Below are 13,858 nucleotides of genomic sequence, written 5' to 3' on the forward strand. Positions count from 1 at the left end.
TGCACCTCGTCAGGCCTGCCGCGCTTTTACGATCCCTTGTAGGGGCCAGGCATGCCTGGCCCACCGCCCCTTGTAATTATGACAGCTGGAATGCCTCCACCAGCATCCACACCGTGGTGACCAGCAATGACAGCGCCATCACGCCGTTAAACAGCTGAAGTTTCCATGCCACCTGCAGATGTTTTCCCAGCCGATCGCCCATCATTGCCCAGATCAGAATGCACGGCAGGTTCAGCGCCATAAAACTCAGCATCACCGTCAGAATCGTACTGTTCACGGTGTACATCAGCGCCACGTTGATCGCCATCAGCCAGGCTTTAGGATTCACGGCCTGGAACAATGCCCCACCGACAAACGTCATTGGCCGCGCTTTCTCACGTAACTCCGGCGCACCAGAGCGGAAGATCTTCCACGACAGCCACAGCAGGTAGGTACAGCCGAGCAGAGTCAACGGCAGACGTATCGCGCCCATCCATTGCAGTAATACCTCAAGCATCGCCCCCGCAAGCGCCGTCTGTAATCCGCAGCCGACCAGAATGCCGCTGACCATCGGCAGTGTACGGCGTATGCCAAAGTTCACGCCTGACGTGGCCAGCATCAGATTGTTCGGGCCTGGTGTGATCGACATCACCGTGACGTAGCTGATAAAAGAGGGATCAAGCATGATTTCTGTCCTGCATTCCAAGTGAGAGCCTCAGTGTAATCAGCCGTCAGCAATGGTAACAGATGCAGAAACCCGCTATTGTTATGAGTACAATACGTCAAAAATAGTCACTGTACCCACAGGTTGAGGAGCACATTGTGTCCATCGTTGAACCGCCGATCACGTTGTACCATCAGCTGGCAGAAACGCTGGCGGAGGCCATCCATCAGGGCACCTTTATGCCCGGCAGCCGCCTGCCCGCGATTCGCCGCTGTGCCAGCAACCATCAGGTCAGCGTCAACACCGTGCTCACCGCCTATGGCATCCTGGAAGATCGTGGGCTGATTGAAGCTCGCCCGCAGTCGGGGTACTACGTGCGCGACACGCTGCCTTCGCTGGCCCGTCCCTCTTTTCAGCGCACCAGCGTACGTTCCCCCAGCAGCGAAAAACTCGATCTGATTGATGCAGTGTTCGCCGCACAGAACCACAGTGACTACACCAATATCTCGCTGGCCTGTCCCCAGAGCGGGGATTTTTTCCCGACAGGGAAAATCAGCCGCATTATTGCCTCGCTTCTGCGCAGGGAGCCCGAACTCATTGGCCGCTATGCGCTCCCCCCCGGCAGTCTGCGTCTGAGACGTGAAATCGCACGCCGCTCAATGGAACTGGGCATCACCCTTAGCGCAGAAGACATCACCCTGACGCATGGCTGTATGGAAGCGCTGCAACTCGGGCTGCGTGCCGTCACACAGCCTGGCGACTGCGTCGGCGTGGAAACACCCACCTATTTCTATCTGTTCCCGCTGCTGGCCAGCCTCGGTCTGAAAGTGGTGGAAATCCCAACGGACCCACAGTACGGGTTGTCGCTGGATGCGCTGGAGCTGTTGTTACAGGAAAAACGTATCCAGGCGCTGATCGCCATGCCAAATGCGCAGAACCCGTTAGGCAGTAGCATGACGCTGGATGGCAAAAAACGGCTGGCGCGGCTGGTCAATCACTATCAGGTGCCGCTGCTGGAAGACGGGCTGTACACTGAACTGCAATTCTGCTGGCCGCTGACGCCCGCAGTAAAAGCCTTCGATGACGGCGGCTGGGTGATGTACTGCACCAGTTTTACCAAAACGGTTGCCCCCGACTTCCACCTTGGCTGGATAGCCGCCGGGCGTTTCAGCCAGCAGCTGGCGCGGCTGAAAGCCGTCTCTTCACTGGCAGAGTCTCGCCTGCTGTCGGAAGCGCTGGGGCATTTTCTCGAGTCAGGTGGCTACGACCATCATCTGCGCTCACTGCGCCGTCGTTACGCCGCGCAGCTGGAAGAGGCCCGCGGTATTATCGCCCGCCACTTTCCTCAGGGAACGCGGGCCACGCGCCCGAGCGGTGGCTTTGTCTTCTGGGTTGAGCTGCCGGGTAACGTCGATAGCGTGGAACTGTTCCATCGTCTGTTGCAGGAGAAGATTTGCCTGACGCCGGGAGCGCTCTACACCCTCTCCGAACGCTGCAACAATGCACTGCGCCTCTCCTGCTGTTATCCCTTTGACGAACGCTATACCTGGGCGCTGAAACGTACGGGCGCGCTGGCGTGTGAAATGAGTGGCATTGCGGCGGGGATGTAACGGCGTGGTGTGACGCCACTGCGGGTCGACCGCAAAAAAGTCGACCCGGACGGGTTATGGCGTGCCGTTACGGCCCCAGGTGGCATAACCCTTACGCGCCGTCAGGCGCTCATAGTAGGCACGCACCGCAGGCAGATTAGCGTGATCGAGCGGTGTCTCATACCAACGGTTCACGGACAGGCCTATCGGAATATCAGCCAGTGAGAATGTCTGCCCGGCCACATATGCACCCGTGCGCTCCAGCTGCTGGTTGAGAATCCCCATCGTGTAAGCCCAGCCTTTTGATGCGGCAGCCAGCAGACGCGGGTCCTGATGCGCCGGTGAGTGACGCACCAGTGACATAAAGGCATAGCGCCAGGCAGTATTCAGTTCCGTCGCCTGCCAGTCAATCCACTGATCGACACGGGCACGGGCCTGTGGTGCCGTGGGATACAGCGCTTCGCCACCGTAAGCGTTCGCCAGATAGCGAATGATGGTGTTTGACTCCCAGAGAATAAACTCACCGTCCTGAATCACCGGGATCAACGCATTGGGGTTCATCGCCTTAAATTCTGCCTCCTGCGGTGACTTAAAACCATCGCCCCACTCTTCGCGGTGAAAATCGATCTCCAGCTCATCGCACAGCCAAAGCACTTTTCTGACATTGATAGATGAGGCACGTCCCAGTATTTTCAGCATAAAATCATCACTTTTTTAACCACTGTGGTTTATTAATACCCATAATAGTCGGTACTGACAACCGCCAGGCGGATCGTCAACCAACGGAACCTTCACGCTGACAGGAAGAGCTATGACGCAATTACGCCCTTTTAAACAGGTCGATGTATTTACTTCCACCCCGTACAACGGCAACCCGCTTGCGGTAATTATGGATGCCAGTGGTCTGAGTGATGAGCAGATGCAGTCAATCGCCCGCTGGACCAACCTGTCGGAAACTACGTTTGTCCTGCCCCCCACCGATCCGACGGCCGACTATCGGGTGCGTATTTTCACCCCGGATACCGAATTCCCGTTTGCAGGCCATCCCACGCTGGGCACGGCACATGCGCTACTGGAGGCGGGCATCACACTTCACCACCCTGGCCAGATTGTGCAGGAGTGTGGGCTGGGACTGGTGCGGGTCAAAATTAGTGACGACGGCGCGCTGGCTTTTGCTGCCCCGGAAGCGATCCTCACGCCCTTCAGCGATGCGCCAATCAGCAGCGCGCTCAACAGCGACCACCTGGAAACAGAACTGCCAGTGATGATTGCCGATATGGGGATTCGCTGGCTGCTGGTGCCCATGACGTCAGCCAATGCCGTACTGGCGCTGAAGCCAGACGTGGTGGAGTTTTCTCGCCTGGTGCAGAAAGCCCGGGTCGATGGCGTGATGCCGTTTGGCCCCTTGCCCGGTGGGCAAGAGCAATACGAAGTGCGCGGCCTGCTGATTGAGCAGGGCTCGCTAACCGAAGACCCGGTCACCGGCAGCGCCAACGCGTGCCTGGCGCGTTACTTCCAGGCACGTGGCGTCGAGTTGGATTACCGTGTACGCCAGGGAAGCGCGATGCAGCGGGCCGGGCGCCTCAGCGTGCGCTATGCGGCTGACGGCATCTGGATTGGCGGTCAGACCGTCACCGTGATTGACGGCTCGGTCCGGGTATAATCCTTTCCCCGTAGAGGCGGACCTTCTGTTTCGGTCCGCCTGCCCCCAGAATTACAGGAACATTCCGCCCGAAGCCTCGATACGCTGACCGTTCACCCAGCGGCACTCTTCGCTGAACAACGCGGCAACCGCATGGCCGATATCATCTGGCAGCCCAACGCGTCCCAGCGCAGTCTGTGAGGCGACAAACGCATTCATTGCCGCATCATCACGGACTTTTCCGCCACCGAAGTCCGTTTCAATCGCGCCAGGTGCCAGAATATTTACCGCAATACCGCGCACGCCCAGTTCTTTGGCCTGATAACGCGTCAGCACCTCCATTGCCCCTTTCACCGCCGCATAAGCGCTGGAGCCCGGCAGGCTGAAGCGTGCCAGACCGCTGGAGACATTCAGGATGCGCCCACCGTCAGCCATCAGCGGCAACAGGATCTGCGTCAGGAAAAACGGCCCCTTAAAATGGACATTCACCAGATGATCAAACTGCGCTTCCGTGGTGTCAGTGAAAGGGACGTACAAACCCGTACCGGCATTGTTTAATAAATAATCAAAGGTTTCACGCTGCCATACCGTTTTGAGCTGTTGGGCAACCTCAGCGGCAAATGCGCTGAAGCTCTGGCTGTCCGCCACATCCAGTGGAAGTGCCACCGCACGGGCCCCGAGCGCCTGAATGCGGGCCACAACGGCTTCCGCTTCCTGCTGCTGGCTACGGTACGTCAAAATCACATCAACGCCCTTTGCGGCGAGTTTCAGGGCTGCATTCTGGCCTAAACCACGGCTTCCGCCGGTAATCAGTGCTATTTTCTGGCTCATTTTTTTCTCCAGGGAGTGGGCTGTGGACAAAAAAGAGGATATTACCTGCCAGCTGAACTATAAATGTCTTCAAATACGCTTCACTGTTCCATTAATAACAACAATGAGCTCAGCAATGGATAAAATTCACGCAATGCAGGTGTTTGTCAGAGTGGCAGAAATGCAGAGTTTTACCAAAGCAGCGGAGAGCCTGGGCCTGCCAAAGGGTAGCCTGTCGCGCCAGATCCTGGCGCTGGAAAACAGTCTCGGTTCACGTCTGCTGCACCGTACCACACGCCGGGTGCAGCTGACTCAGGATGGGCAGGTTTACTTCGAGCGCTGCCGTGATGTGCTGGCCACGCTGGATGAGATGGACTCGCTGTTTCAGCACGACCCCGCGACCCTGAGCGGACGACTGCGGGTCGATATGCCGGTAAGCCTGGCCAGTAACTACCTGATCCCGCTGCTGCCGGATTTTTTACAACATTACCCGGGAATTGAGCTGGAGCTGAGCAGCAGCGATCGGCGAGTGGATGTGATTCGCGAGGGCTTCGACTGCGTAGTGCGCGTTGGCGTACTGGAGGATTCCGGGCTGATTGCGCGTCAGCTCGGCCATCTACCGTTGATCAACTGTGCCAGCCCGGGCTATCTGGCGCGCTTTGGCACACCGCATACGCTGGAAGCCCTCTCTCAACATGCCATGGTGCATTACAGCCAGCATCTGGGGAGCCAGCCTGAAGGGTTTGAATATTACGATGGGAAAACGGCCCGGCTGATTAAGACCGGCGGCGTGATGACTGTCAACAGTACTGAAACTTACCGCGCCGCCTGTATCGCCGGCCTGGGGATTATCCAGGTCCCACGGGCAGGGGTATTGCAGGCGTTGAAAGAGAAAAAACTGGTCGAAATCCTGCCACAGTTCCCGGCACGCGCCATGCCCGTCTCCCTGCTCTACCCCCACCGCCGTAACCTGGCACGCAGGGTGCGAGTGTTTATTGAATGGCTCAGTCAGGCCCTTACGCGTTACGTCACCTGACCAGCAGGCTATAATTAGCGGCAGTCTTACCGTCAAACCAGGATAAAGAAGGATTCATGGCAGAGAAACCACAACGTACGACCCGACCCGAAGAGCAGTCCGCAGAGAAGCCGCTTATCAACCTGAAAACCGGCAATCATACGGTAGATAAATCCCTGACGCGGGTATCGCGACTGGTTGAGTGGTTCCGTGCTATTCCAGCAGTGGCGCATTTTATCCGCGCCGGTGAGCGCTTTAACGATCGTCTTGGCAGCCAGTTTGGCGCTGCGATCACCTACTTCTCTTTTCTCTCACTGATCCCGATCCTGATGGTCTCTTTCGCCGGCGTCGGTTTTGTGCTGGCTTCTAACCCTGATCTGCTCGCCAGGTTGATCAATACGATCGTCAGTAATATCAGCGATCCATCACTGGCCGCCACGCTAAAGAGCACGGTGAACACCGCTATTCAGCAACGAACCACCGTTGGCCTGACGGGCCTGCTGGTGGCACTGTATTCCGGGATTAGCTGGATGGGCAATCTGCGCGAAGCGATACGCGCTCAGTCACGCGATGTTTGGGAGCGTACGCCGCAGGATCAGGAAAAAATCTGGTTTAAATATTCGCGCGATTTTATTTCGCTGACCGGACTGGTGCTGGCACTGATTATCACACTATCACTGACGTCGATTGCCGGTGCAGCACAGGCCGCTATCGTACGTGCCCTGGGTCTGGAGGGGATTGAATGGCTGCGACCGGCCATGACGTTGATTGCCCTGTCGATTTCCATTTTCGCTAACTATTTGCTGTTTCTGTGGATTTTTTGGATCCTGCCGCGCCATAAGCCGCGTAAAAAAGCCCTGTTTCGTGGCACATTGCTGGCCGCAATAGGGTTTGAAGTGATTAAATTTATTATGACGCTGACGCTACCGAAACTGGCCTCTTCGCCATCCGGTGCGGCCTTTGGGTCGGTGTTAGGACTGATGGCATTCTTCTATTTCTTTGCACGCCTGACACTGTTCTGCGCAGCATGGATTGCCACCGCCCGTTATAAAAATGATCCGGAACCGGTGCAAAAAAACGAAGCGGTATAGTGTTAAAAGGAGCCGGTTTTACCGGCTTCTGTCAAAGCTCACTACCGGATGTCGAATTCAATAATGCGCAGCGATGGTCTTGTAATTCCTCAGCAGAGGCGCGATTAAGCAACAGCAGATTACGCTTCACCACCATCAACACTCGTCTGCCATCACCCAAAGCGGCAATGGCAATACCATAACTGCCCATGTTTTCACGCGCACCTGGCAACTCATTTGCCATACGGATAAACGGGCTGGTGCGCTTAAACTCATCACGACTGATCACTCTGACCAGATACTCATGGCTGCCAAGACGCTGGTTTTGCCAGCGATCATTCAGCCGCGTACTGAGCGCATCTAACTGGTGACGAATATCCGGGCGCAGGCAAGAAATATGAACATGTAACTGATTTTGGGTACGTCCCCAGCGCGAATTAACCGCCAGTGAATAGATCCGATCATCTATAACCGCACCGCGTTTCTCTTCCATAAAATGACGTGCACGCCAGGCTTCCGCCAGATAATTAGGCGTAGAGGGATTAAGTAAACCCGGGCTCTCCACTCCCGTTATTTTCGCTACCGGCATCAGCAAAAATTGCAGCGCACCGTTCCTGTCTTTTAATACCACATACCCGTCCTGAATATTGACCTGACGGCAGGGGGACGGATTGTTTTTTTGCTCCTGGCCTGGTACACATTGCTGGCTGACTATTTTCCATAACTGGTCAGAATTTTTTAAGTAATTCAATGCAATATAAGCACAACCGACGGTTACCAATACCACCATAGTGACCAGCGTGATAACAACCCGCCTTCGTTCCAGCATCTTTTCCAAACCTCTACCCAATTGTTGTTCACAATGTAATCTAAGCTGCGTGAAATATCATGCGAAATCATCACTTCACGGTACTTTTTTGGAAACCAGGCTGCCTGATAAATACTTAAATCAAATAACGAAAAAGGGCCGACAAATGTCGGCCCTTCGGAACAATTCAGGGTTACGCGAATTAGCGCTTCATCACCTGGTCGTAAGTCCCCCCTTCCGCGAAGTGGGTTTTCTGCGCCTGCGTCCAGCCACCGAACTTATTATCGATAGTAAACAGTTTCACCGGCTGGAAGGTGCTGGCATATTTCTTCGCGACTGCAGCATCACGCGGACGATAGAAGTTCTGAGCGGCAATATCCTGCCCTTCGGTGGAATACAGATACTTCAAATACTCGTCAGCGACTTTACGGGTATCACGCTCGTCCACCACTTTGTCGACCACGGAAACAGTCGGTTCTGCGAGGATCGATTCGCTTGGCGTGATGATTTCAAACTGATCTTTGCCCAATTTGTTCACCGCCAGATAGGCTTCGTTTTCCCATGCAATCAGCACATCGCCAATGCCACGTTCAACGAAGGTATTGGTGGCGCCACGTGCGCCAGAATCCTGCACTTCAACGTTTTTAAACAGGGCCTTCACGTATTCCTGAGCTTTAGCCTGGTCACCTTTGTTCTGGTCCAGTGCCCAGCCCCAGGCCGCCAGATAATTCCAGCGTGCCCCACCAGAGGTTTTCGGGTTCGGGGTTATAACAGACACGCCAGGTTTGGTTAAATCCTGCCAGTCATGAATTTGTTTCGGGTTACCTTTGCGTACGAGGAACACGATGGTGGAGGTATAAGGAGCGGAGTTATCTGGCAGGCGCTTGATCCAGTTCTTATCAATACGGCCGCGCTCGGCAATCGCATCCACGTCGGAGGCCAGCGCCAGCGTCACCACATCGGCTTTGATGCCATTGATGACCGAAGTTGCCTGTTTACCTGAACCACCGTGAGACTGGCGGATGACGACATTATCGCCCGTTTCCTGTTTGTAATGCGCGCTAAACGCTTTGTTGTACTGCTCGTACAGCTCACGCGTTGGGTCATAAGACACGTTCAACAGCTGGATATCCTTGGCCAGCACGCTGGTTGAGGCCAGTAACAGGGTAATTCCTACACTCCACTTCTTCATTGCACGTACTCCCAAAGGTTTATCTGATAAGGAGCGTGACACAAAGTGTAGAGTGAATTAAAGAATTAAAAATTAGCTGTAATAACTATATGGAATAACGATTTGCATAATAAAGGCGCTGACCAGCAGCGCCTTGTTTTTCATCAGTAAAGTTTTTTAGCGGTATCCAGCCAGTCGCCTTTAAACGGACGCTTCATGTTTTCAATCGCGTCAATGATGTCATGGTGCACCATCTTCTCGTTTTGAATACCGACGCAGCGACCGCCGTAGCCCTGCAACAGCAGCTCAATGGAATAGGCACCCATACGCGAGGCCAGAATGCGGTCATAGGCTACCGGTGGGCCACCGCGCTGAATATGGCCAAGCACCGTGGCACGCGTCTCGCGTTTGGTTTCTTCTTCGATAAATTTCGCCAGCTCGTCGATATCGCAGATGTGCTCAGTGATGGCCACGATGGCGTGTTTTTTGCCTTTGGCAATCCCCGCTTTGATTTCGCTCACCAGCTCTTCACGGGTGTAAGGGATTTCCGGCAGAACGATAAACTCACAACCACCGGCAATCGCCGCAGCCAGCGTCAGATCGCCACAGTAACGGCCCATCACTTCCACGATAGAAATACGCTGATGTGATGATGAGGTGTCACGCAGGCGGTCAATCGCTTCGACAACGGTTTCCAGCGCGGTGAAATAGCCAATCGTGTAATCCGTTCCCGCTACATCGTTATCAATGGTGCCTGGCAGGCCAATACACGGGAAGCCCATCTCGGTCAGGCGCTTGGCGCCCATGTAAGACCCGTCACCGCCGATCACCACCAGCGCATCAATACCGCGCTTTTTCATATTTTCGATGGCAACAGTGCGCACATCGTCATTACGGAATTCAGGGAAACGCGCAGACCCGAGGAAGGTACCGCCGCGATTAATCATATCCGATACGCTGTAGCGGTCGAGATTGACCATGCGATCTTCATACAGGCCGAGGTAGCCGTCATAAATGCCACAAACTTCCAGCCCTTCACTGAGCGCGGCGCGAACAACACCCCGGATCGCAGCATTCATACCTGGGGCGTCGCCGCCGCTTGTCAGTACACCGATTTTTTTGATCATGACAACCTCTGAACTTGATGATGCAAATGATGAATTCTGGACGCCGGAGCGGGATTAAAAACATACATACGAGATAACCGGCTCAATTATTGGCAATAGTATATCAAACACTTCAAGCTGAATTGATTCAGGTCAGGCAACTTTCGGCTATTTTTTTTGCGGTGTATCACGTTTTAAGTAGTGTAAACGCTAACCATTTCATTTAAAAACGCTTTACAGCTCAAATTTGCCCTGCGGCCTGTCGGGTATCACAGAACACGGGTCCTGATGAATAATCACATCGGAACCCGGAAACTGATGCAGCAGCGCCTGTTCAACCTGCTCCGCAATCTGATGAGCCTGGTACAGCGGAAGGTGGTCGTCCATTTCCAGATGCAGTTGAATAAAACGCGTCGGCCCGGACTGACGCGTGCGAATGTCATGCGCCCCCTGAACACCGGGCCAGGCCGCAATGATGTCTATAATCGCCTGATGCTCCTCAACGGGCAGGGCGCGGTCGAGCAGGGCCTGAACGGCCTCATAACCCATACGCAAAGCACTGTACAGAATCCACACGCCAATCCCTAACGCAAACAGCGCATCGGCACGATGAAAGCCGTACCAGCTGAGGGCCAGGGCCAGCAAGATGGCACCGTTCATCACAACGTCAGATTGATAGTGCAGCATATCAGCGCGAATAGCCTGACTGCGGGTACGCCGAACCACCCAACGCTGGAATGTGACCAGCACGAGCGTTGCCACCAGTGCAATCACCGTGACGACCATCCCCACCAGCGGGGCTTTCATCGGTGCAGGAGACGCAAGGTGTTGTAAGCCAGTGAGGAATAAAAACAGTGCAGAACCGGAGATAAACATACTCTGCGCCAGTGCTGCAAGGGACTCCGCCTTGCCATGACCGAAGGTATGTTCAGCATCAGCCGGTTGCAGTGAGTAGCGCACCACAAACAGGTTGGTCAGCGAAGCGGCAATATCCACCAGAGAATCCACCAGCGCCGCCAGTACGCTCACTGAGCCCGTATACCACCATGCAAAAATCTTGATAATTAACAGCATCGAGGCCAGCACCGTCGCTGCAAGGGCAGCGGCATTCACCAGCCGGGCGTAATTTGCATTCATGGAATACCCCGTGACGTCGGAGTGCTAAGTATACTGAGTTTTGGGCAAAAAAAACCCCGCCATCATGGCGGGGGAAGACAGGGATACGTCTATGGCAAGGAAAAACAGGGATACTATGTTACTGGGTACTGCCGGTACTGCTTGCTGCCTGCAGCGGTGAAGCCTGCTGCATGTTCGTTAGCCGGCGCATTTCATCAAAGCGCTGCTGATGTTTCTGTTCTAAAACGTCCTGCTGCTGAGGCGTTAACAGGTGATACATCTGGTTGCGAACCCGAGCCATCTCGATTTGGCGCGCTACCTCTGCCTGTGAAATTTTTTCCGCCTGAGCCTTGTAGGCCGCTTCATCAAATTTATCTGCAATAATCAGTTCGTGCAGTCGCTCTAAATCGTTAATACTTATAGGAGAACGATCGTGTCGTGCCTGCTGCATCAGATCTCGTAGCTGCTGACGCTGCTGTTCCGTGAGGTTGATGCCATCAAACATATGACTCTGCGGAACCTGCCTCAGTGTACGGTTTGCTCCGTCATCCTGATGCATCTCGTCAGTCGTCGCGACGTTGTCAGCCCATGCGGCGGAGAGAGTGAACATCAGCGCCGGAACAACAACGACGGCGGTAACTTTGCGCATCGTTTACTCCCAGGTTTGTTTCCGTATTTCGATTCAACGAGAATGAGTCTACGGTGCCTGCTGCAAACATGCGTCAGGGGGTGTAAAACTACGTAAAGTCATGGATTGAGCGCATTCGTTCACGGTATTTTGCCTGCGGAGGGCAATAAAAAATGAATAAGATCCTGTTGGTTGACGATGACCGCGAATTGACTTCGCTACTGAAAGAATTGCTTGAAATGGAAGGATTCAATGTCCTGGTGGCCGGTGACGGCGAACAGGCACTGGCGCTACTGGACAGCACTGTCGATCTATTATTACTTGATGTGATGATGCCGAAGAAAAACGGTATCGATACCCTGAAAGAACTGCGTCAGCAGCACCAGACGCCGGTCATTATGTTAACCGCACGTGGTAGTGAACTGGACCGTGTCCTTGGTCTCGAACTGGGCGCAGATGACTATCTGCCGAAACCGTTTAACGACCGCGAACTGGTTGCCCGTATTCGTGCCATTTTGCGTCGTTCTAACTGGAGTGAACAGCAGCAACAGCACGACAACAGCTCACCCACGCTGGAAGTGGATTTACTGCGCCTGAACCCGGGTCGTCAGGAAGCCAGTTTCGATGAGGTCACGCTGGATTTAACAGGAACGGAATTCACGTTGCTCTACCTGCTGGCACAGCATTTGGGCCAGGTCGTATCCCGTGAACATCTCAGCCAGGAAGTTCTCGGCAAGCGACTGACACCGTTTGACCGGGCAATTGATATGCATATCTCTAACCTGCGGCGTAAGCTGCCGGAGCGCAGAGACGGCCATCCGTGGTTTAAAACGCTACGTGGCCGGGGATATCTGATGGTGTCTGCTACATGATATCCAGCCTGACCACCCGCATCTTTGCCATTTTTTGGCTGACTCTGGCACTGGTATTGATGCTGGTGTTAATGCTGCCCAAGCTCGATTCCCGTCAGATGACGCCGCTGCTGGATAATGAGCAACGGCAGGGGATTATGATTGAGCAGCACGTTGAAGCGGAGCTGAGTCAGGATCCGCCCAATGACTTAATGTGGTGGCGCAGACTATTCCGCGCCATCGATAAATGGGCTCCGCCCGGTCAACGCCTGCTGCTGGTCACCAGCGAAGGGCGTGTGATTGGCGCTCAGCATAACGAAATGCAGGTGATCCGTAACTTTATCGGCCAGTCCGATAATGCCGATCATCCGCAGAAGAAAAAATATGGCCGACTTGAGATGGTCGGGCCATTTTCCATACGCGACGGAGAAGATAACTATCAGCTGTATCTGATCCGTCCGGCAGGCAGTTCGCAGCTCGATTTTATTAATCTGCTGTTTGACCGCCCGCTGCTACTGCTGATTGTCACGATGCTGATCAGTTCACCGCTGCTGTTGTGGCTGGCATGGAGCCTGGCGAAACCCGCACGTAAGCTTAAACATGCTGCCGATGATGTTGCGGCGGGCAATCTGCGTCAGCGGCCTGAACTGGAATCCGGACCGCAGGAGTTTCTGGCCGCGGGTGCCAGTTTTAATCAGATGGTCAGTGCGCTGGAACGTATGATGAACTCTCAGCAGCGGCTGCTGTCCGATATCTCTCACGAATTACGCACCCCGTTGACACGCTTGCAGCTGGCGACCGCGTTGATGCGCCGTCGTCATGGTGAAGGCAAAGAGCTGGGACGTATTGAGATGGAGGCACAGCGTCTGGATGGCATGATCAACGATCTGTTGGTGTTATCACGCACTCAGCATACCAATGCGCTGGTCAGTGAAGCCATTAAGGCTAACCACTTATGGTCCGATGTTCTGGAAGATGCACGCTTCGAAGCGGAACAGATGGGGAAAACACTGGAGGTGCCTTATCCACCCGGTCCGTGGCCGCTGTACGGGAACCCCAGTGCGCTCGAAAGTGCGTTGGAAAATATCGTTCGCAACGCGCTTCGCTATTCACACAGCAAGATTTCCGTCAGTTTTGCCGTGGATAAACAGGGTATCACCGTGCATGTGGATGATGATGGGCCTGGTGTCAGCCAGGAAGATCGCGAACAGATTTTCCGTCCGTTCTATCGAACTGATGAAGCACGCGATCGTGAATCCGGCGGCACAGGTTTGGGCCTGGCCATTGTTGATAATGCTATTCAGCAGCATCGCGGCTGGGTCAAAGCTGACGACAGCCCGTTGGGTGGATTGCGTCTGACACTCTGGCTACCGCTGTATACCACTCAGCGTGAATAATTTGCTATCCTT

The 13,858-nt window shown here is 54.5% G+C and carries 14 protein-coding genes; 6 read left to right on the forward strand and 8 right to left on the reverse strand.

The features are described 5' to 3' along the window. Positions 1 to 76: 76 nt before the first annotated feature. Positions 77 to 664 (reverse strand): LysE family translocator, encoded by a 588-nt coding sequence (locus tag WH277_RS07440; RefSeq protein ID WP_133846371.1) that lies wholly within the window; start codon positions 662 to 664, stop codon positions 77 to 79. 137 nt (positions 665 to 801) lie between these two features. Here WH277_RS07440 and WH277_RS07445 point away from each other — a divergent pair, with 137 nt between their 5' ends. Continuing rightward, positions 802 to 2,253, forward strand: coding sequence for an aminotransferase-like domain-containing protein (locus WH277_RS07445; RefSeq protein WP_133846372.1), 1,452 nt, complete (start codon positions 802 to 804; stop codon positions 2,251 to 2,253). Positions 2,254 to 2,307: 54 nt separating this feature from the next. Here the strand turns inward: WH277_RS07445 and WH277_RS07450 are convergent, their stop codons facing one another. After that, a complete protein-coding gene (locus tag WH277_RS07450) occupies positions 2,308 to 2,931 on the reverse strand; it encodes a glutathione S-transferase family protein (protein ID WP_133846373.1) in 624 nt (207 codons plus the stop codon). A 112-nt stretch (positions 2,932 to 3,043) separates the two neighbouring features. Between WH277_RS07450 and WH277_RS07455 the strand changes: the two genes are divergently transcribed. Beyond that, entirely contained in the window at positions 3,044 to 3,895 is an 852-nt protein-coding gene (locus WH277_RS07455) for a PhzF family phenazine biosynthesis protein (protein WP_227535338.1), read from the forward strand. 51 nt (positions 3,896 to 3,946) lie between these two features. Here the strand turns inward: WH277_RS07455 and WH277_RS07460 are convergent, their stop codons facing one another. Continuing rightward, the gene (locus WH277_RS07460) at positions 3,947 to 4,705 is read right to left on the reverse strand and encodes an SDR family NAD(P)-dependent oxidoreductase (protein WP_133846375.1); all 759 of its coding nucleotides are present in this window, start codon (positions 4,703 to 4,705) and stop codon (positions 3,947 to 3,949) included. A 115-nt stretch (positions 4,706 to 4,820) separates the two neighbouring features. On the opposite strand from WH277_RS07460, the gene WH277_RS07465 reads away from it, so the two are divergent. Further along, positions 4,821 to 5,720 carry a LysR family transcriptional regulator gene (locus WH277_RS07465; RefSeq protein WP_133846376.1) on the forward strand — a complete coding sequence of 300 codons (900 nt, stop codon included), beginning with the start codon at positions 4,821 to 4,823 and terminating at the stop codon, positions 5,718 to 5,720. A gap of 56 nt (positions 5,721 to 5,776) precedes the next feature. Then, positions 5,777 to 6,790, forward strand: a complete 1,014-nt coding sequence (yhjD, locus tag WH277_RS07470) for an inner membrane protein YhjD (protein WP_133846377.1) — start codon at positions 5,777 to 5,779, stop codon at positions 6,788 to 6,790. 31 nt (positions 6,791 to 6,821) lie between these two features. Here yhjD and WH277_RS07475 read toward each other — a convergent pair whose 3' ends face one another. The 5 genes from WH277_RS07475 to cpxP all read right to left on the reverse strand — a co-directional run bounded on the left by WH277_RS07475 (position 6,822) and on the right by cpxP (position 11,619). Next, positions 6,822 to 7,598: a CDP-diacylglycerol diphosphatase gene (locus WH277_RS07475; RefSeq protein ID WP_339505141.1), complete on the reverse strand. Its 777-nt coding sequence runs from the start codon at positions 7,596 to 7,598 to the stop codon at positions 6,822 to 6,824. 181 nt (positions 7,599 to 7,779) lie between these two features. After that, the gene (locus WH277_RS07480) at positions 7,780 to 8,769 is read right to left on the reverse strand and encodes a sulfate ABC transporter substrate-binding protein (protein ID WP_133846379.1); all 990 of its coding nucleotides are present in this window, start codon (positions 8,767 to 8,769) and stop codon (positions 7,780 to 7,782) included. Between the two features lie 143 nt (positions 8,770 to 8,912). Further along, positions 8,913 to 9,875: a 6-phosphofructokinase gene (gene pfkA, locus WH277_RS07485; RefSeq protein WP_133846380.1), complete on the reverse strand. Its 963-nt coding sequence runs from the start codon at positions 9,873 to 9,875 to the stop codon at positions 8,913 to 8,915. Between the two features lie 213 nt (positions 9,876 to 10,088). Further along, complete coding sequence (gene fieF, locus WH277_RS07490) at positions 10,089 to 10,991, reverse strand: CDF family cation-efflux transporter FieF (protein ID WP_133846381.1); 903 nt, start codon at positions 10,989 to 10,991, stop codon at positions 10,089 to 10,091. A 118-nt stretch (positions 10,992 to 11,109) separates the two neighbouring features. Next, entirely contained in the window at positions 11,110 to 11,619 is a 510-nt protein-coding gene (gene cpxP, locus WH277_RS07495) for a cell-envelope stress modulator CpxP (RefSeq protein ID WP_133846419.1), read from the reverse strand. Positions 11,620 to 11,771: 152 nt separating this feature from the next. Here cpxP and cpxR point away from each other — a divergent pair, with 152 nt between their 5' ends. Both cpxR and cpxA read left to right on the forward strand, forming a co-directional pair. Further along, positions 11,772 to 12,470, forward strand: coding sequence for an envelope stress response regulator transcription factor CpxR (gene cpxR, locus WH277_RS07500; protein WP_133846420.1), 699 nt, complete (start codon positions 11,772 to 11,774; stop codon positions 12,468 to 12,470). Continuing rightward, on the forward strand, positions 12,467 to 13,846 hold the full coding sequence (cpxA, locus tag WH277_RS07505; protein WP_133846421.1) for an envelope stress sensor histidine kinase CpxA: 1,380 nt from the start codon (positions 12,467 to 12,469) through the stop codon (positions 13,844 to 13,846). Before cpxR ends, cpxA begins: the two co-directional genes overlap by 4 nt. Positions 13,847 to 13,858: the final 12 nt, after the last annotated feature.

Origin of the sequence: Erwinia sp. MYb416, from assembly GCF_037479575.1 — a bacterium.
Lineage (GTDB): Bacteria > Pseudomonadota > Gammaproteobacteria > Enterobacterales > Enterobacteriaceae > Erwinia > Erwinia rhapontici.